Here is a 17,504-nt window from a genome sequence, read left to right as displayed (position 1 = left end):
GAGGTGGTCGGGGCAGTAGGGGCGGAAGCCGTGGTAGGCGCGCAGGGCGCGGACCCCGGCGAGGGCCGGGAAGAGGCCGATGGCGCCGCGGGCCAGCAGGGCCAGCGCCTCGCGCGAGGGGCGGCTGTCGAAGCCGACCCGCTCCCGGGTCGAGCCGATCAGGACGGTGCCGGCCGGGGTGCCCTCGACGACCGGCGAGGACTGGAGGGCGGCGTCCGAACTGCCCACGTCCCCCACGTACTCGGCGGCGTAGACCTTGTGCCGGATGGCGAGCGGCGGCAGCGGCTCGGTGACGAGCACGAAGCCGCGTCGGGGCAGCACCGGGAGATGGACGCCGGCCAGCGCGGCGACCTCGCCCGCCCAGGTGCCCGCGGCGTTGACGACGGCGAGCGCGTCCACCCGCCCGGCCGGGGTGGTCACCCCGAGCAGGCGGCCGCGCGCCTGGCGGATCTCGGTGACCGGGGTGCCGGTCAGCACCCGGGCGCCGGCCGCCCGGGCCAGCCGCAGCAGGTGGGCGACCAGCAGTACCGGCTGCACCTGGGCGTCCTCGGGGTAGGCGGCGCCCCCGGCCAGCCCGGGTCGCAACAGTGGCTCCACGTCGGCGAGTTCGGACGGGCCGAGGTCGTCGACCCGGACGCCGGCGGCCCGTTGGCGGTCGGCGAGGGCGCGGAGCGCGGCCAGCGAGCCGTCGGTCGAGGCGACCACGACGCCGCCCTTGGACTCGAACTCCCAGTGGTGGCCGTGCTCGGCCAGCTCCTCGCGCCACACCCGCTGGGAGTGGCGGGCGAGGTCGAGCTCGGGGCCGGTGTCCTTGTCGGAGACCAGCACGTTGCCCTCGCCCGCGCTCGACGTGCCGCCGCCGATCGGGCCGCGGTCGACGACGACCACCCGCAGGCCGGCCCGGGCGGCGAAGTAGGCCGTGGCGGCGCCGACGGCGCCGGCACCGACGACCACCACGTCACAGGAACCGGCGTCCTTCATGTGCCGCGGGCCCACTTCCCTCGGACATGGCCGATGTGGCGTTCCATCAGGGCCTGGGCGCCGGCCGCGTCGCCCGCCTCGATCAGGTCGAGCAGTCGGTGGTGTTCGACCGCCGACTCCTCGAGCCGCCCCGACTCGAGCAGCGGGGTGAGCCCCAGCAGCCGGGTGCGGGAGCGCAGTTCGGAGACGATGGTGGACAGCTGGCTGTTGCCGGCGTAGGCCAGCAGCGCCAGGTGGAAGACGCGGTCGGCGTTGATGTAGGCGACGAGGTCCTCGGCGTTGACGGCGTCCACGATGGCCTGGGCGAGCTCGCGCAGCCTCGGGAAGTCGGCGCGCGGGATCACCGGCACCACGTCCCGGATCGTGGGGGGTTCGAGGAGGAGCCGGACGTGGGTGACCTCGTCCAGCTCCTCGTCGGGCACCACGCGCACGCGGTAGCCCTTGTTGGGCAGGGCCTCGACCATGCCCTCGCGGACGAGGTCGAGCATGGCCTCCCGCACCGGCGTGGCTGAGATGCCGAACATCGTGCCGAGCGTCGGCGCGGAGTAGACCGCGCCCGGCTTCATCTCGCCCGAGATCACGGCGGCGCGCAGCGCGTCGGCCACCATCTCGCGCAGTCGCTCGCGCTTGTTCAGTGGTTGCAGGCCGGCGATGGGCGCCGTCTCCATGTCTCGTCTCCTCAGGAACCAGGTGGTGCGTGTGCCGCCGCGGGGTGCGTCCGCGAGAATTCGCGTACTGCCGTTCTTACATGAGGCCGCTGTTCCTACATGACGAAGCCCGCGGGGAACGGATCGGTCGGGTCCAGAAGGTACTGGGCGGTGGCGGTGATCCAGGCACGGCCGGTGATGGTGGGGACCACGGCCGGCCGGCCGGCGACCGTGGTCTCCGCCACGAGCCGTCCGGTGAACCGGGTGCCGATGAAGGACTCGTTGACGAAGTCGGTGTCGAGCGGCAGTTCGCCGCGGGCGTGCAGCTGGGCCATCCGGGCGCTGGTGCCGGTGCCGCAGGGTGAGCGGTCGAACCAGCCGGGGTGGATGGCCATGGCGTGCCGGGAGTGCCGGGCGGTGGAGCCCGGGGCGTCCAGGTAGACGTGGTGGCAGCCGGTGATGTCGGAGCGCTCGGGGTGGGTGGGCGGCTCCTTCGCGTTGATGGCGGCCATCAGGTCGAGCGCCGTCTCGATCATCCGCCCGCCGGCGGCCCGTTCGAAGGGGATGCCGAGGTCGTCGAGGCGGGTGATGGCGTAGAAGTTGCCGCCGAAGGCCAGGTCGTAGCGGACCTCGCCGACGCCCGGCACCGTGACGACCCGGTCCAGGGCGACGGCGAACGAGGGCACGTTGCGGATGGTGACCGCGGTGGCGGCGCCGTCCGCCACCGCGACCTCGGCGACGACCAGGCCGGCCGGGGTGTCGAGGCGCACGGTGGTGACCGGCTCCTCGACCGGCACCAGGCCGGTTTCCACCAGCACGGTGGCCACGCCGATGGTGCCGTGCCCGCACATCGGCAGCACGCCGCTCACCTCGATGAACAGCACGCCCATGTCGGCGTCCGGCCGGGTGGGCGGCTGGAGGATGGCGCCGCTCATCGCGGCGTGGCCGCGCGGCTCGTGCATCAGCAGGGTGCGCAACTCGTCCTGGTGCTCGATGAACCAGGTGCGCCGCTCGGCCATGGTGGCGCCGGGCAGCACGCCGACGCCGCCGGTGACGACGCGGGTCGGCATGCCCTCGGTGTGCGAGTCGACGGCGTGCAGGACGCGCCTGCTCCTCACCGGTGCCCCTCGGCGAGCAGCGCCTCCGTGATGCGGGTGATGGCGGCCGCGTCCTCGGCGGGCAGCGGGGAGCGCGGCGGGCGGCAGGCGCCGCCCCTGCGTCCCGCCACGTCCATGGCGATCTTGATGGCCTGCACGAACTCGGTCTTGGAGTCCCAGCGCAGCAGCGGGTGCAGCGCCTGGTAGAGGGGCAGCGCCTTGTACGGGTCGTCGGAGGTGGCGAGGCGGTAGAGCTCGACGGTGCTCGCGGGCAGGGCGTTGGTGACGCCGGCGATCCAGCCGACGGCGCCGGCGATGCCGAGTTCGAGGACGACGTCGTCGGAGCCGATCAGCAGGTCGAGCTCGGGGGCCAGCTCGCGCAGTTCGTAGGCGCGCCGCACGTCGCCGGTGAACTCCTTGACGGCGACGATCAGTTCCTCCTCGTGGAGGCGGGCGAGCAGCCGGGGGGTGAGGTCGACCTTGGTGTCGATGGGGTTGTTGTACGCGACGACGGGCAGGCCGACCGCCGCCACCTCGCGGTAGTGGCGGACGACGGTCTCCTCGTCCGCGCGGTAGGAGTTGGGCGGCAGCAGCAGCACGGAGTGGGCGCCGGCGGAGGCCGCGGCCTCGGCCCAGCGGGCCGACTCCAGGGCGCCGTAGGCGGCGACGCCGGGCATCACGCGGAAGCCCTCGGGGGCGGCCGCGACGGCGGTGGCCACCACGGCGGAGCGCTCGGCGTCGCTGAGGGTCTGGTACTCGCCGAGCGAGCCGTTGGGGCAGACGCCGTCGCAGCCGTTGGCCGCGAGGAAGCCGATGTGCTCGGCGTACGCGTCGTGGTCGACGTCACCGGCCGCGGTGAACGGGAGGGCGGCGGCGACGTGTACGCCGCGCCATGCCTCACGCGGGGTGGTACGCATGGGTCTCCTGTCGGGTTGGGGAGCCTTCACCCAAGGGTGGCTCAGTACAATGTCACATGTCAAAAGGGGTCCGGAAAGTGGGCCGTTGGGGCGCCGCGGCGCCCCAACGGCCCTCACAGCAGGCCGCGCGTCCACTCCTCGACGCCGTCGGCCGAGATCGGCAGCGCGTGGGACAGCACCTCGGCGCCGTCCTCGGTGACCAGCAGATCGTCCTCCAACCGGATGCCGATGCCCCGCAGTTCGGGCGGCAGCGTCAGGTCGTGCCGGTGGAAGTACAGCCCAGGCTCGACGGTCAGCACCATCCCGGGGGCCAACGCCGCGCCCTGGTAGGCGTCGTAGTCGGAGCGGGCGCAGTCGTGCACGTCGAGCCCGAGGTGGTGGCCGATGCCGCAGACCAGGTAGCGGCGGTGCTGCTGGCCGGCGGGCGACAGCGCCTCGTCGACGGACACCGGCAGCAGCCCCCAGTCGTCGAGGCCGCGGGCGATGACCTCCATCGCGGCGTAGTGGAAGTCGCCGAAGGTGCGGCCCGGCGCCACCTGGGCGAGGCCGGCCAGGTGCGCGGCCTCGACCAGGTCGTGCACCCGGCGCTGCGTGTCGCTGAACCGCCCGCCGGGCGGCACGGTCCTGGTGACGTCCGCCGTGTAGAGCGACCCGGTCTCCACGCCCATGTCGAGCAGCAGCGGCTGGTCGGGGAGCACCGGGCCGTCGCAGCGCACCCAGTGCAGCGTCGCGGCGTGCGGTCCCGAGCCGACGATGCTGGCGTAGCCGGGGCCGTTGCCGACGGTGCGGGCGTGCCGGTCGAAGGTGCCCTGGAGCCAGCGCTCGCCGCCGGCGGCGATCGCGGTGGGGATCTCGGCGACCACGGCGGCGAAGCCGGTGACGGTGTGGTCCACGGCCTGCCGCAGCTGCTCGATCTCCCAGGCGTCCTTGATCATGCGCAGGTCGGAGAGCGCGGTGGCGAGGCCCGGGTCGTTCTTGAGGCCGTGTCGGCGGACGAGTCCGGGGTCGGTGCCGGGGGTGGCGGCGGCCCCGGTCCGCCCGGCCAGCGCGGCGTCGAGGTCGGCCAGCGGCCGGGCGTCGATGCCGAGCGCCGCGGCCCAGTCGGTGACGCCGGGCGCCGGCCCGACCCACAGCTCGCCGTGGGCGGCGTCGGCGAAGAAGGCGGTCTCGCCCGGGCGGGCCGGGGGCGGCAGGTAGAGGGTGGCGGCGTGGTCGCGGGGGTCGCCCGAGCCGCCGTCGAGGACCAGGACGGCGTCCTCGACGGCGCAGCCGGTCAGCCAGACGAAGTCGCTGTCGGCGCGGAAGTCGTAGGCGGTGTCGTTGCTGCGGACCGGGGCGCGGCCGGCGCCCGCGACCACGGTGCCGGGGCCGGTGCGCTCCAGCAGCCTGGCGCGGTGGGCGGCGGCGGCCTCGGCGGCGCCGGCCGGCAGCGGCACGGGGGTGTCGACGTCGGCCCAGCCGCCGCCGACCGCGGCGTTGAAGGCGGGCACCTCGGCCAGCCGGGGTGGTTTGGCGCCGGCGTACGGGGGCCTGGCGGTGGTCATCTCCGTTCTCCTCCTCTGTCACGCACCAGCTCGCGCAGCCGGGTGAGGACCCGGCCGGACGCGAGGCCGTCGTGCTCGTGTTCGTTGGTGATCCAGACCTGGGCGTTGCCGACCCGGGCGGCGGTGGCCAGTTGGAGGCCGGCGTCGACGAACATGTCGTCGTGGTAGACGGCGGCGGCCACCGGCACCTCGTTGGCGGCCAGCCGGTCCGGATCGTAGAGCGGCGGCCAGTCGGTGCGGGCGGCCAGCGCCTCGCAGGCCGCGTGGAAGGGGCGCAGGGCCCTGATCTCGGTGGTCATCCAGGGATAGGCCATCTCGCCGGTGAAGAACAGCGGTCTGGCGTCCGGGGCGAACTCCGGGTGGTTCGCGCGCTCGCGCTGGGCCGCCCAGCCGGTGGCTGCGTCCGTGCCCTGGCCGTAGATGGACTCCTGGAGCGTCCAGAACAGCGGGTTGCCGGCGCTCGACGTCCGCGTCATGACCTGTTCGAGGAACGTGTCGGAGAGCCGGCCGGGCGCGGCGAAGGCGTCCTCCAGCAGCCAGTGCAGCCGGTCGATGCCGGGCTTCATGCCGAAGTCGATGCCGAGCGTCTGGAAGCGGTGGACGGTGAGCCGGTCGCCGTCGGGCAGCCGCACGTCGTCCGCCGCGAGCCGGTCGGCGACGGCCGCGGCGAGGTCCGCGTCGGCCGGGTGGCGCCGGTAGAACTCGCGGTTCCGCGCGGCCACCCGGGGATAGGTGCGGCGGTAGACCTCGGCCGGGTCGGGCGGCAGTCCCGGGAGGCCGCCGGTGACGTAGCAGGCGGTCAGCGCCTCGGGGGCGCGGGAGAGGTAGGTCAGGGTGACGAAGCCGCCGTAGCTCTGGCCGAGGGTGGCCCAGCGGCGGCCGCCGTAGACGGTGCGCCGCAGGTGTTCGGCGTCGGCGACGATCGAGTCGGCCCGGAAGTGCGCGAGGTGCGCGGCGCCGGCCGCGCCGGAGCCGAGGGCGGTGAGGACGGTGCCGTCGACCGGGCTCGACCGGCCGGTGCCGCGCTGGTCGAGCAGCACCACCCGGTAGTGGGCCAGTGCCTCGCCGAGCCATCCCGACCGGTCGAGGGGGCGGGGTGAGCGCCCGCCGGGACCGCCCTGGAGGAACAGCAGCAGCGGCAGTTCCTCGTGGCGCCGCTCGGGGTCCACGACCTCGCGGGCGAAGACCTCCACGGTGCGCTCGTCGGGCGCCGACCAGTCGAGCGGGGCGGTGACGCGGTGTTCGGTGATCCACAGGCCGCCGAGGCAGTACCCCGGGGCGAGGCGCGTCGTCATGCGGTGGCCTCCCGTTCGCGCTGGCGGGCCCGCCTGGCGGCCTCCCACTCGGGGCGGATCCGGGGGACGGCGGCGAGCAGGGTGCGGGTGTACTCGTGTTCCGGGGCGCCGAACACGGCGTCCCGGTCGCCGCTCTCCACCACCTTGCCCTGGTGCATCACGGCGACGCGGTCGGCGAGTTGGCGGACCACGGCGAGGTCGTGGGCGATGAACAGGTAGCTGAGTCCCTCCTCGCGTTGCAGCCGGCGCAGCAGGTTGATCACCTGGGCCTGGACGGAGACGTCGAGCGCGGACACCGCCTCGTCGCAGATCACCACCTTCGGGCCGACGGCCAACGCGCGGGCGATGCCGATGCGTTGGGCCTGCCCGCCGGAGAACTGGGCGGGGTACCTGGTGCTGTGGTCGGGGTCGAGGCCGACGCGTTCCAGCAGGGCGCGGGTGAACGCGCGGGCGCCGCCCGGCACTTCGCGGCCCTGGTAGGTGAGGGGCGCGGTGACGATGCGCTCGACGGTGTGCCGGGGGTTGAGCGAGGAGTAGGGGTCCTGGAAGACCACCTGGACGCCGGAGCGGAAGCGGTGCAGGGCGGCGCCGGTGCGGCGGGTGACGTCCTCGCCCTCGAACTCCACGGTTCCCGCGCTGGTGTCGAGCAGCCGGGCGGCCAGCCGGGCGGTGGTGGACTTGCCGGAGCCCGACTCGCCGACCAGGGCCAGGGTCTCGCCCGGGTACAGGTCGAGGTCGACGCCGTCGACGGCGCGCAGCACGGGCCGGCGGCCGAAGGCTCCCGCGCGGCCGCGGAGGGTGAACTCCCGGACCAGGCCGCGGGCGGTGAGCAGGGGTGCGGTGTCGGTCATCGTTCGCCCTCCCTCGGGGTGTCGGGCGCGGCCGCACGGACGGTGCGCAGTTCGCCGACCTCGTCGTCGAGCCGGGGCACGGCGTCCAGCAGGGCGCGGGTGTAGGCGTGTTGGGGGTCGGAGAACAGCCGGGCCACCGGGGCGTGTTCGACGCACCGGCCGGCGCGCATCACCACCACGTCGTCGACCATCTCGCTGACCACGGCCAGGTCGTGGGTGATCAGCACGAGCCCGGTGCCGGTGTCGCGCCGGATCTCCCTGAGCAGCGCGAGGATCTGGGCCTGGACGGTGACGTCGAGCGCGGTGGTGGGCTCGTCGGCGATCAGCAGGTCGGGTTCGGTGGAGAGGGCGATGGCGATCATGACACGTTGCCGCATGCCGCCGGAGAACTGGTGCGGGTAGTGGCCGGCGCGGCGGGCGGCGTCGGGGATGTGGACGCGTTCCATGGCCTCGACGGCGACCCGGCGCGCCTCGCGGCGGGTGGCCCTGGGGCGGTGGGCGCGGTAGGCCTCCTCGATCTGGAAGCCGACGGCGTAGTAGGGGTTGAGGGAGGAGAGCGGGTCCTGGAAGACCATGGCGATCCGGTCGCCGCGGATGGCGCGCATCCGGCGGTCGGGCAGGCCGGCGATGTCCTCGCCCGCCAGCCGGATCCGGCCGGCCAGCCGGGCGCCCTTCGGCAGCAGGCCCATGACGGCCAGGCTGGTCATGGACTTGCCGGAGCCGGACTCGCCGACGATGCCGAGCGAGCCGCCCGGTGGCAGGGCGAAGCCGAGTTCGCTGACCACCTCGGCGCTGCCGCCGCCGGGGGTGGGGAAGGCGATGGTGAGGTCCTGGACCTCGAGCAGGGGCGTGGTCATGCGACGGTCAGCCTCACCCTCGGGTCGAGCGCCGTGTAGACGAGGTCGACGACGACGTTGCCGACGACGACGAAGGCGGCTGCCAGCAGGGTGACGCCCATGATCACCGGTTGGTCGTTGCGGCCGATGGCGTCGGCGGTCATCTTGCCGACGCCGTTGATCCCGAAGACCTTCTCGGTGATCAGGGCGCCGCCGAGCAGGCCGGCGAAGTCCATGCCGAAGATGGTGGCGACCGGGGTGAGGGCGGGGCGCAGCGCGTGCCGGCGGATGACCTGCCCGCGGGGCAGTCCCTTGGCACGCGCGGTGCGCACGAAGTTCTCCTCCAGGGTGTCGATGACGTTGGCCCGGGTGAGCCGGGCGTAGACGGAGGCGTAGGCGAAGGCCAGCACGATCCACGGCATCAGGTAGCTCTGGAACCAGAGCGCCGGGTCGTCGGCGAGGGTGACGGCCTGCGGGAAGGGCAGCCATTCGAGCTCGACGACCAGCACGTACTGGAGGACGAGCGCGAACACGTAGTTGGGGATGGAGAGGCCGGAGAGGGCGATCACCATGGCGCCGCGGTCCCACCAGGTGCCCTGCCTGAGGGCGCCGACCAGGCCGCCGACGACGCCGGCGAGCAGCCACAGCACGGCGGCGCCGACGGCGACGGTCACGGTGACGGGCAGCCGCTCGGTGATCATCTCCCAGACGGGCTGGCTGGACTGGAAGGAGTAGCCGAGGCAGGGCGCGGCGCACTCCACGGCGCCCTCGCCCGTGCCGTAGGCGCGGCCGGCGAAGAGCCCGCCGAGGAAGGTGGTGAACTGGGTGAACAGCGGCTCGTCGAGGCCGAGGTTGCCGCGGATCCGTTCGATGAGTTCGGGGTTGCAGTTCTTGCCGCAGATCTGCACGGCGGGATCGGGCGAGAGGACGAAGAAGACGGTGAAGGTGAACAGGCAGACCAGCACCAGGATCAGGACGACCCCGGAGAGCCGGGCGAGGAGGTAGCGGGCCATCAGCGGAGCCCTCCCGGGTCGAGGAAGGCGCGCAGCCGGTCACCGAGGACGGTGAAGGAGAGCACGAGCAGGAAGAGGAAGGCGCCGGGGATGGCGAAGTAGCTGGGCACGACGGAGTACCAGTTGACGGACGAGGCGATCATCTGCCCCCAGGAGGGGGTGGGCGGGACGACGCCGACGCCGAGGAAGGAGAGGCCGGCCTCGGTGCCGATGTAGCCCGGGACTGCCAGCGTGGTGAGGACGATGATGGTGGAGCGGAGGTTGGGCAGGATCTCCCGGAAGACGATGGTGGCGCTGCCGGCGCCCGAGGCGCGGGCGGCCTCCACGAACTCGCGTTGGGCGAGCGACATCGTCTGGCCGCGCACGACGCGGGCCAGGTAGGGCCAGCCGAACAGCGAGATGACGACGACCAGCATCACGGACCGGTTTCCGGCGGGGAGCGCCGAGAGGATGGCGATCATGAAGATCAGCGCGGGGAACGCCATCAGGAAGTCCATGACGCGGGAGATCACCCAGTCGACGCGGCCGCCGAAGTAGCCGGCGAGCATGCCGAGGACGACGCCGAGCAGGGTGGTCAGCGCGGTGGCGGAGAGGGCGATCAGCATGGAGACGCGGGCACCGTAGACGATGCGGGCGAAGATGTCGCGGCCGCTGCCGGGTTCGACGCCGAACCAGTGGTCGGCGCCGGCGCCGCCCCAGCCGCCGAGCGGGACGCCGGCGAGGTCGGGGTCGATGGCCTGCTGGTCGAACTCGTAGGGGCCCCAGCCGCTGAGTCGGACGATCAGCGGGGCGAACAGGGCCATCAGCACGATCAGCAGGATGTAGCCGCCGGCGAGGGCGGCTCCGGGGTCGCGGACGAGGGCGCGCAGCGAGCGGCCGCCGGGCGCGCCGCCGGCCGTGGCCGGCGGCGCGCTCTTCTCCACGACCTCCAACTCGGTGGGGAGGACGGTCATCTCAGCCCCGCTCTGGGTCCCGGAGGCCGACGAGGACGAAGTCGATGCCGCCGCTGGCCGAGCCGGGGTTGGCGTAGATGCCGGTGATGTTCTCGCCGGGCAGGGTGATCCCGGACTCCACGGCGAGCGGCACGATCGGGGAGAGCTCCATGATCTCCTCGTCGAGCAGGCCCCACTGCTCGTTGGCCGCGTCCAGGTCGGTCATGGCGCGGATCTCGTCGATGCGCGCGTTGATGTTCTCGTCGTTCAGCTGGGCGAGGTTGGGGTTGCCGACGTCGGTGATGCCGCGGCCGTCGAAGAGCGGCGGCAGGAAGGTGCTGGCGGACGAGGCCCAGTCGGGGCACCAGCCGGTGATGGCGGCGTCGTTCTGGAGGGCCGGGGTGCCGATGGTCTCGTAGTAGGAGGAGACGTCGATGACGTTGAGCTCGACGTTGATGCCGAGGGGTTCGAGGGACTGCTGGATGGCCTCGGCCTGGGCCTGCATCTTGGGCTGCGAGCGGATGTCGAGCGTCAGGTCGAAGCCGTCGGCGTAGCCGGCCTCTTCGAGCAGGGCCCGGGCGGCCTCCTGGTCACCGCGGTGTTCCTCGCTGGGGTAGAGGTCGTAGTCCCGGTACCCGGAGACGGTGCGCGGCAGGATGGTGGTGGAGATGTCGGCGAACTGGGTGCCGCCGCTGGCGTTCTGCACGGCCGCGCGGTCGACGGCGAGGTTGATGGCCTGCCGCACCCGGACGTCGTTCAACGGCTCCTTGGTGGTGTTGAGCCCCAGGTAGGTCTGGCAGATGCCCTCCATCCGCTTCAGCCGCTCCTGGAGTTGGGGCGTCTGGACGCGGGGCAGGGTGGCGGGCTGGATGGTGAGGGAGATGGCGTTGGCGTCGTTGCCCTGGCCGGCCAGCAGCCGTTCGTCGATGGTGGCCGCGTCGAGGCCGATGACGAACTCCCAGTTGTCGGGGTACGCCTCGCGGACGTCGTCGGTCTCGGGGTCCCACTCCTCGTTGCGGACCAGGCGGATGGAGCTGCCCGGGGTGTAGGAGTCGAGCCGGTAGGGGCCGGAGGAGATGATCTCGTCGATGAACTCGTCGCCGGCGCCGGTGCCTTCGGGGAAGGGCACGAAGCTGTTCTGCGCGACGACCGAGCCGAACTCGGGGTACGGCTCCCTGAGGTGGAAGACGATGGTGCGCTCGTCGGGCGTCTCGATGGTCTCCAACGGGCCGGAGCGGTAGGGGCCCTCGTAGCCCTCGGGCGCGTCGATGACCTGCCGGGCGTAGGGCGAGCCGATGCCGAGCTCGGGGTCCCAGGCGCGGGATATGCCGAACTTGACGTCGGCGGAGGTGATGGGGCTGCCGTCCTGGAAGCGCACGCCCTCCTTGAGGGTGAAGGTCCAGGTGAGGCCGTCCTCGGAGGGGGTGCCCAGGTCGGTGGCGAGGTCGGGGACGATGGACGACGGGTCGTCCGCGTTGCCGGGTGCCGGGGTGGTCAGGGTGCGGTAGACCAGCCGGTAGAAGTTGTTGACGCCGCCGTCGAAGCCGCGGGCCGGGTCCAGGTAGGAGAAGTCGGCGTTCTGCAGCACGTAGACGGTGCCGCCGTTCTCCGGGGTGTCCGTGTAGGAGACGCCTCCGTTCTGGCCGGAGCCCTCGGAGGGGTCGGGGCCCCCGTTGGAACAGGCTCCGAGGGCGAGCACGGCGGCGGCGATGGCCGCCGTCCTGGCGAGGACGGTTCTCTTCACTCGGTTTCCTTTCGCGTGCCGCTGGTGCCGGGGCTGTTCCAGGGGGCGAGGCGGATGGGCAGAACAGGGGGAGGTCGGGGTGGAGACAGGACGGATGGCGACCTCGGCGGCTTGTAGCAGGTGACATTGTACTGTCACAGACTATTTCTGCACCGGGTCGTGCGGGAAACTTTCGCGTTACGGACGACCGCCCACCCCGGCGTGACACCATGGGCAACCGAACCGCGGGTTCCCGCAGTTCGGCGTGGACAAGAGACCGAAGATCACTGACGGTTCGGAGGGGAGCTTCCGTGGGCGGTCCGAGCAGCGGCGCCAGCAAGGGCATCGAGAAGGTCGAGGTCATGGCGAGGTGGGATCCGGCGCCGATCGGCGCGCCCTCCCACGACGTGGACATCATCGGCGCGACGTACCGGGCGAGCGACCCGCAAGGCCAACCGGCCTATCTGGTGCACTTCGACAGCCGCTCCCCCGACGGCACCATCACCCTCAGCAGGGACAGCCGCACCGGCCAGGGCTTCGGCTACGACGAGGTGATGGTCCTCGAACTGGAGCGGCTGGCACCGGAGTTCGTCCGGGTGGTGGTGGGCGTCGCCATCCAGCAGCGCTCCGGCCGGGTCACGTTCGGCGACATCGCGGGCAACGGCTACCGGGTCGTCGAGGGCTACACCAAGCTGGCGGAGGGCGACTTCGGCGCCGTCGCGGACGCCACCGCCGCCACCGTCGCCGAGTTCACCAGGGACGAGCGGGGCGAGTGGTCGTTCCGCCTCGCGCTGCGCGGCTTCGACACCGACCCCGAGGCCTTCACCCGGGTGATGGGCGGAGCGTAGGCGTCCCGACCGGGGCCGGCCGCCGCCTGCCCCTCCCCCCCGGACGGCCCGTCGACAGCATCAGGACGTCGCGTCGGCGAGCCGCGTCGCCGAGCCGAGGCGGCGGCGATGCGCTCGCTGTCGGCAGGTCGCTCCGCAGTAGCGGGCCGGGCGGCCGGTGGACCGCGTCCTGAGCCGGTCCCCGCACTCCTGGCACCGCGGCGTCGCCTGAAGCGTGTCACGACAGTCGGGGACTTGCGTGACACGCGACGGGGCACGCAGGCTCTCCAGCACCAGCCGCACCATGCGGGTGCCGCCGTTCCCGTCGTGGTGGGCGGCCCTCATCGTCGCGCACCCGGCGGTGAGGGCGGCGACATCGTTCGCACTCACATCGGCGCGGACCCCACCGGCCCGCTGGGCCGCGCGGAGCAGTTCGTCGAGTGTCCGGCCGAACCGTCGCGCCGACGCCGCCAGGCTCGGCCGCGGCCAACTCGTCTGCGCGGTCAGGGCGTCGCAGGTGTGCTTGCGCCCGTGGGAGGTGTCGACGACCTCCAGGAGAAAGCCGAAGAACGCCGCGACGGGGTCGACGCGGGTCGCCCACTGCCGAGCGGTCTCCACCAGATCGTCGACCTGGTGGACGAGCACGGCCTCCAGCAGGATCTCCTTGCTGGGGAAGTGCCGGTACACGGTGCCGGCGCCGACCCCGGCCCGCCGTGCGATCGCACCGAGCGAGACGTCCAGACCGTGCTCGTCGAACGCCTGCGAAGCGGCGGCGAGCACCTTCCTGCGGTTGCGGCGGGCATCGGCCCGACCCGCGTCCCCGGGAACTGCGGTCATGTCACGTAATCCCTTGTCCGTGCCACTCAACCGGGTGGATCATTCCACATCGACCCCGGGCCCAACCGACCGCACCCACCGACCATCCCGGGGCGGAGGACGACATGACCACTGACCGCTTGGTTGTTGTGACCGGTGCGACCGGTCGACAGGGCGGCGCCACCGCACGCCGGCTCCTGGCGTCCGGCCGGCCGGTGCGCGCGCTCGTGCGGGACACGACCGCCCCCGCCGCCGTATCACTCGAAAACGCGGGAGCGGAGCTCGTGCGCGGCGACTTCGACAACCGGTCGAGTCTGCCTGCCGCGCTGGAGGGAGCGACGGCGCTGTTCGCCGTACCGCCGGTGGCCTTCGGCCCGGCCGGCCTCGACGTGGAGCGGGAGTTCACGCGTGGCCGGACACTGGTCGACGCCGCGGCCGCGGTGGGAGTCGAGCACGTTGTCTTCACGGGCGTCGCGACCGCGCCGGGTCTCGCGGCCGGCTCCGAGGGGAAGAAACGCATCGAGGACCACCTGCGTGAGCGGATCCGGTCGGTGACCGTGCTGCGTCCGGTGCGGTTCATGTCGAACTACCTCGGTTCGATGGCCATCGGCATCGACGGCATCGTTCACGGCGTGCACCGGCACGTCTTCCCGCCGGACGAACCCGTACAGCTCATCGCCGTGGAGGACATCGCCGAGTTCGCGGCGCTGGCCTTCGACCAGCCGGAACGGTTCGCGGGACGGAGTCTGGAACTCGCCGGGGACGCCCCCACCCCGGCCGAGGCGGTCGCCGCGATCAGCGAGGCCACCGGTGCCGCGATCCGCTACGAGCGGATCAGCCACGCCGAGGCGGTCGCGATCAATCCCGAGATCGCCCACGCCCGGGAGCGCTGGGCAGCCGGATCGCGCTGGCACGCCGACATCGAGGCGCTGCGCGTCATCCATCCCGGACTGCGCACGCTCGCGGACTGGCTCGCCGAATCCGGTGCCGACCTGTTGCGGAAGCGACTCCTCGAAACGACCTAGGCCCTGGCGGCGCGGCACGACGACGCCGTCGTGGAACTCCCGCAGGGCTTCCTCGGCAGAACGACGGAACGACGGAAAAACAAATGCGGGAATCCAGAACTCCGCGCTTTTCGCCGCATATTCCGGCGACGCTTCCACTGGATTATCGTTAACCGTTATTTCACGCGACTCCGGCTTTTCTCCGGGGCCTTGGGAATGCTATCTCTGAAGGGTCATCACCCCCACCTTTGGAGAAGTGGCATCTCTCATGCGTTCGCCAAAGATCCTGCTCGTGGCGTTGCTCGCCCTGCTGGCCACGTTCGCGACAATCCCCACGGCCCAGGCGGCGGACGGTAGGTACGTCGCCCTCGGCGACTCGTACACCGTCGCGCCCGGTACCAGAACCTACGACGACCCGAACGACGCCTGCCGGCGTGGGCCGCTGACCTACACGCGGCTCTGGGCGGCCGCCCATCCGAACGTGAGTTTCGTGGAAGCGGCGTGCTCCGGCGCGACCACCGCCGACATCGTCAACTCGCAGCTCGGCGCGCTGACTCCGGACACCACCCTGGTCACGCTCCAGGTCGGCGGGAACGACGTCGGCTTCGTCGACGTCATCACCAACTGCATCCTGACGATCGACGACCAGGACTGCCTGGACGGCGTCGCGCTGGCCCAGCAGGCGGCACACGCCTACCTGTCGCCGGCACTCACCCAGACGTACGCGGCGGTCCGGGCCGCGGCGCCCAACGCCCGAGTGGTCGTGGTGGGTTACCCGCGGCTCTACACCATCCAGGGCAACTGCGGCATCTTCGGTCTCAGCGATCGGGAGCGGACCGCGCTCAACGGCGCGGCCGACACCCTGGCCGACATCATGGCGGCGCGCTCCGCCGAGGCCGGCTTCACCTTCCTCGACGCGCGCCCGGTGTTCGACCCGCACACCCTCTGCTCGGGCAACAGCGCCTGGGTCACCAGCCTGGAGTGGGACAAGATCAACGAGTCCTACCACCCCAACGTGGCCGGGCACCGCGACGGTTACCTCGCGGCGCTCACCCGACTGGTCGGCTGACCTCGGGCCGCGCCGGATCCACGGGGGGCGTCCGCCGTCGGCGGGCGCCCCCTCGCCGTCGCGCCTACGCACCCTCCTCCCCCACCAACAGCTGGGAGGCGGCCAACTCCCGGTAGAGCACGTCGGAGGCGACCAGCTCCCGGTGGCTGCCGACGGCCCGTACCCGGCCGTGCTCCAGCACCACGATCCGGTCCGCCTCGGTGACGGTGGACAGCCGGTGGGCGATCAGGACGACCGTGCAGCGCCGGGACACGGAGTCCACCGCTTCCCGGAGCGCCTGCTCGTTCCGCGCGTCGAGCTGCGCGGTCGCCTCGTCGAGCAGCAGCACCTCGGGCCGGCGCAGCAGTGCCCTGGCGATCGCCAACCGCTGCCGCTCGCCGCCGGAGAGGGCGACGCCCCGGGTGCCGACCGGGGTGCGCAGCCCCTCGGGGAGCCTGGCCACCAGCTCGTCGAGGCGGGTCAGTCGCAGCGCCTCCGCGATGTCCTCCGCCGAGGCGTCGGGTTGGGCGTAGCGCAGGTTCTCCTCCAGGGTGCCGGCCATCACCGGGGAGTCCTGTTCGACGTAGGCGATGCGGCGGCGGACCTGGGCGCGGTCGAGGGTGGCGATGTCGACGCCCCCGATGCGGATGCGTCCCGCGGCCGGCTCGTAGAAGCGCTGGAGCAGCGCGAAGGTGGTGGTCTTGCCGGCGCCGGAGAGCCCGACCAGCGCCGTCTGGCCGCCTGCCGGGGCGGTGAAGGAGACGCCGCCGAGGGCGGGGGCGCGGTCCGGGTAGGAGAACCAGACGTCGTCGAACTCCACGGCGGGCGCCGGGCCCGCGGCGCGCTCCGGGGCACGGTCGACGTCCTCCTCGACCGGCATCCGGCCCACCTCCTCGATGCGGCCCACGGCACCGAGGCCGAGCTGGAGCGTGCTGAGCCCGGCGACCAACGAGCCGATGGGGCTGGCCAGATAGAAGACGTAGAGGAGGAACGCGATCAGCGCGGGGGTGGTCAGGTCGCCGGCGGCGACCAGCGCGCCGCCGACGCCGAGCACGGCGAGGAAGGCGGCCTGGATGGAGACGCCCGACAGGACCCGCACCCAGGCGGCGTAGCGGGCGCCGGTCAGGCCGGCGCGGTAGGCGCCGTCGATCGCGTCCTCGGCGACGGCCGTCTCCCGGCGCTCGGCGCCGTTGGCCTTGACGGTGCGGGCGGCGCCCAGGGTGCGGTCGAGGGCGGCGCCGACCGCGCCCACGGACTCCTGGCCGCGGGCGACCGCCAGCCTGATGCGCGGCAGCACCAGCATCATCACGGCGGCGACGGAGAGCAGCACCGCCAAGGTCACCGCGAGGAGCCCGGCGTGCACGGCGCCCATCAGGACGAGCGCGCCCGTCACGCTCAGCGTGCCGTTGGCGACGTTGACCAGGCCGTCCGTCGCCGCGTTCTGCAACAGGGTGCTGTCGGAGGTGACCCGGGCGATCAGGTCCCCGGGGGCGCGCCGGTCCAGTTCGGGCACCCGCAGCCGGACCAGCCGGAAGACGAGGTCGCGGCGCACCTGGCGCACCACGCGCTCGGCGGTGCGCTGCTGCCACCAGGACTGGAGGCCGGTCAGTCCGGCGCCGACCACCACGAGCACCGCCAGCCAGGCGATGGGGCCGGCGGCGCCCCCGCCGTCCGCCAGGGCCTCCAACACCCGCTGGGCCACCAGGGGTTGGATGAGGCCCGCGACGCTGGCGGCCAGCACGAGCAGCAACGAGGCGGCCAGCACCAGCCGGTGGGGGCGGGCGTAGCGGAACAGCACCCGCAGCGGCCCGGGTTCGGCCGGCGGTTGGTCGGTCGGCGGCGGGGACGGTCGGCGAAGACGACCTTGTGCAGAGCCCGGCGGACATCCTCGTCGTCGACGCCGACCGGCTCCTTGATGAACGGTTCGATGAAGGAGAGCCGCCACTCCGCCGGGGGACGCCGGTCTCTGTCGG

The 17,504-nt window shown here is 72.9% G+C and carries 16 protein-coding genes; 3 read left to right on the top strand and 13 right to left on the bottom strand.

Features of this window, described 5'->3' with window-relative positions; all coding sequences use genetic code 11:
- The 11 genes from E1283_RS13350 to E1283_RS13300 form a co-directional block, all read right to left on the bottom strand.
- A partial coding sequence (locus E1283_RS13350) for an NAD(P)/FAD-dependent oxidoreductase (protein WP_132818222.1) occupies positions 1-981 on the bottom strand: 981 nt, incomplete at its 3' end.
- Complete coding sequence (locus tag E1283_RS13345) at positions 978-1,649, bottom strand: GntR family transcriptional regulator (protein ID WP_132818221.1); 672 nt, start codon at positions 1,647-1,649, stop codon at positions 978-980. The genes E1283_RS13350 and E1283_RS13345, both read right to left, overlap by 4 nt.
- A 95-nt stretch (positions 1,650-1,744) precedes the next feature.
- Positions 1,745-2,746 carry a proline racemase family protein gene (locus E1283_RS13340; protein ID WP_132818220.1) on the bottom strand — a complete coding sequence of 334 codons (1,002 nt, stop codon included), beginning with the start codon at positions 2,744-2,746 and terminating at the stop codon, positions 1,745-1,747.
- Positions 2,743-3,642, bottom strand: a complete 900-nt coding sequence (locus E1283_RS13335) for a dihydrodipicolinate synthase family protein (RefSeq protein ID WP_132818219.1) — start codon at positions 3,640-3,642, stop codon at positions 2,743-2,745. Before E1283_RS13335 ends, E1283_RS13340 begins: the two co-directional genes overlap by 4 nt.
- A 113-nt stretch (positions 3,643-3,755) precedes the next feature.
- On the bottom strand, positions 3,756-5,186 hold the full coding sequence (locus E1283_RS13330; RefSeq protein WP_132818218.1) for an aminopeptidase P family protein: 1,431 nt from the start codon (positions 5,184-5,186) through the stop codon (positions 3,756-3,758).
- Positions 5,183-6,481 carry an alpha/beta fold hydrolase gene (locus tag E1283_RS13325; RefSeq protein WP_132818217.1) on the bottom strand — a complete coding sequence of 433 codons (1,299 nt, stop codon included), beginning with the start codon at positions 6,479-6,481 and terminating at the stop codon, positions 5,183-5,185. The genes E1283_RS13330 and E1283_RS13325 overlap by 4 nt, the downstream gene beginning before the upstream one ends.
- Entirely contained in the window at positions 6,478-7,332 is an 855-nt protein-coding gene (locus E1283_RS13320) for an ATP-binding cassette domain-containing protein (protein WP_132818216.1), read from the bottom strand. Before E1283_RS13320 ends, E1283_RS13325 begins: the two co-directional genes overlap by 4 nt.
- Positions 7,329-8,189, bottom strand: coding sequence for an ABC transporter ATP-binding protein (locus E1283_RS13315; RefSeq protein WP_132818215.1), 861 nt, complete (start codon positions 8,187-8,189; stop codon positions 7,329-7,331). Before E1283_RS13315 ends, E1283_RS13320 begins: the two co-directional genes overlap by 4 nt.
- Positions 8,186-9,181, bottom strand: coding sequence for an ABC transporter permease (locus E1283_RS13310; RefSeq protein WP_132818214.1), 996 nt, complete (start codon positions 9,179-9,181; stop codon positions 8,186-8,188). The genes E1283_RS13315 and E1283_RS13310 overlap by 4 nt, the downstream gene beginning before the upstream one ends.
- On the bottom strand, positions 9,181-10,134 hold the full coding sequence (locus E1283_RS13305) for an ABC transporter permease (RefSeq protein WP_132818213.1): 954 nt from the start codon (positions 10,132-10,134) through the stop codon (positions 9,181-9,183). Before E1283_RS13305 ends, E1283_RS13310 begins: the two co-directional genes overlap by 1 nt.
- 1 nt (position 10,135) lies before the next feature.
- Positions 10,136-11,857, bottom strand: a complete 1,722-nt coding sequence (locus E1283_RS13300) for an ABC transporter substrate-binding protein (protein WP_132818212.1) — start codon at positions 11,855-11,857, stop codon at positions 10,136-10,138.
- Positions 11,858-12,147: 290 nt separating this feature from the next.
- On the opposite strand from E1283_RS13300, the gene E1283_RS13295 reads away from it, so the two are divergent.
- On the top strand, positions 12,148-12,684 hold the full coding sequence (locus E1283_RS13295; RefSeq protein ID WP_279571251.1) for a TerD family protein: 537 nt from the start codon (positions 12,148-12,150) through the stop codon (positions 12,682-12,684).
- A 60-nt stretch (positions 12,685-12,744) separates the two neighbouring features.
- Here E1283_RS13295 and E1283_RS13290 read toward each other — a convergent pair whose 3' ends face one another.
- Positions 12,745-13,500, bottom strand: a complete 756-nt coding sequence (locus E1283_RS13290) for a TetR/AcrR family transcriptional regulator (RefSeq protein ID WP_132818210.1) — start codon at positions 13,498-13,500, stop codon at positions 12,745-12,747.
- Between the two features lie 104 nt (positions 13,501-13,604).
- Between E1283_RS13290 and E1283_RS13285 the strand changes: the two genes are divergently transcribed.
- Together E1283_RS13285 and E1283_RS13280 are read left to right on the top strand one after the other, a co-directional pair.
- The gene (locus E1283_RS13285; protein ID WP_132818209.1) at positions 13,605-14,504 is read left to right on the top strand and encodes an NmrA/HSCARG family protein; all 900 of its coding nucleotides are present in this window, start codon (positions 13,605-13,607) and stop codon (positions 14,502-14,504) included.
- A 247-nt stretch (positions 14,505-14,751) separates the two neighbouring features.
- Positions 14,752-15,552 (top strand): SGNH/GDSL hydrolase family protein, encoded by an 801-nt coding sequence (locus E1283_RS13280; RefSeq protein WP_132818208.1) that lies wholly within the window; start codon positions 14,752-14,754, stop codon positions 15,550-15,552.
- Positions 15,553-15,616: 64 nt separating this feature from the next.
- On the opposite strand, the gene E1283_RS13275 is transcribed toward E1283_RS13280, so the two are convergent.
- Entirely contained in the window at positions 15,617-17,329 is a 1,713-nt protein-coding gene (locus E1283_RS13275) for an ABC transporter ATP-binding protein (RefSeq protein ID WP_243744814.1), read from the bottom strand.
- Positions 17,330-17,504 lie beyond the last annotated feature (175 nt).

This window comes from Streptomyces hainanensis, from assembly GCF_004348415.1.
GTDB lineage: Bacteria > Actinomycetota > Actinomycetes > Streptomycetales > Streptomycetaceae > Streptomyces > Streptomyces hainanensis.
This window is presented reverse-complemented; position numbering and strand designations above follow the sequence as displayed.

Bases quoted from the DNA above. Each gene is read 5' to 3' on its own strand.
- E1283_RS13330 (WP_132818218.1), bottom strand. From the start codon at position 5,186: ATGACCACCGCCAGGCCCCCGTACGCCGGCGCCAAACCACCCCGGCTG.
- E1283_RS13320 (WP_132818216.1), bottom strand. From the start codon at position 7,332: ATGACCGACACCGCACCCCTGCTCACCGCCCGCGGCCTGGTCCGGGAG.
- E1283_RS13280 (WP_132818208.1), top strand. From the start codon at position 14,752: ATGCGTTCGCCAAAGATCCTGCTCGTGGCGTTGCTCGCCCTGCTGGCC.
- E1283_RS13290 (WP_132818210.1), bottom strand. From the start codon at position 13,500: ATGACCGCAGTTCCCGGGGACGCGGGTCGGGCCGATGCCCGCCGCAAC.
- E1283_RS13325 (WP_132818217.1), bottom strand. From the start codon at position 6,481: ATGACGACGCGCCTCGCCCCGGGGTACTGCCTCGGCGGCCTGTGGATC.
- E1283_RS13335 (WP_132818219.1), bottom strand. From the start codon at position 3,642: ATGCGTACCACCCCGCGTGAGGCATGGCGCGGCGTACACGTCGCCGCC.
- E1283_RS13305 (WP_132818213.1), bottom strand. From the start codon at position 10,134: ATGACCGTCCTCCCCACCGAGTTGGAGGTCGTGGAGAAGAGCGCGCCG.
- E1283_RS13315 (WP_132818215.1), bottom strand. From the start codon at position 8,189: ATGACCACGCCCCTGCTCGAGGTCCAGGACCTCACCATCGCCTTCCCC.
- E1283_RS13285 (WP_132818209.1), top strand. From the start codon at position 13,605: ATGACCACTGACCGCTTGGTTGTTGTGACCGGTGCGACCGGTCGACAG.
- E1283_RS13310 (WP_132818214.1), bottom strand. From the start codon at position 9,181: ATGGCCCGCTACCTCCTCGCCCGGCTCTCCGGGGTCGTCCTGATCCTG.
- E1283_RS13345 (WP_132818221.1), bottom strand. From the start codon at position 1,649: ATGGAGACGGCGCCCATCGCCGGCCTGCAACCACTGAACAAGCGCGAG.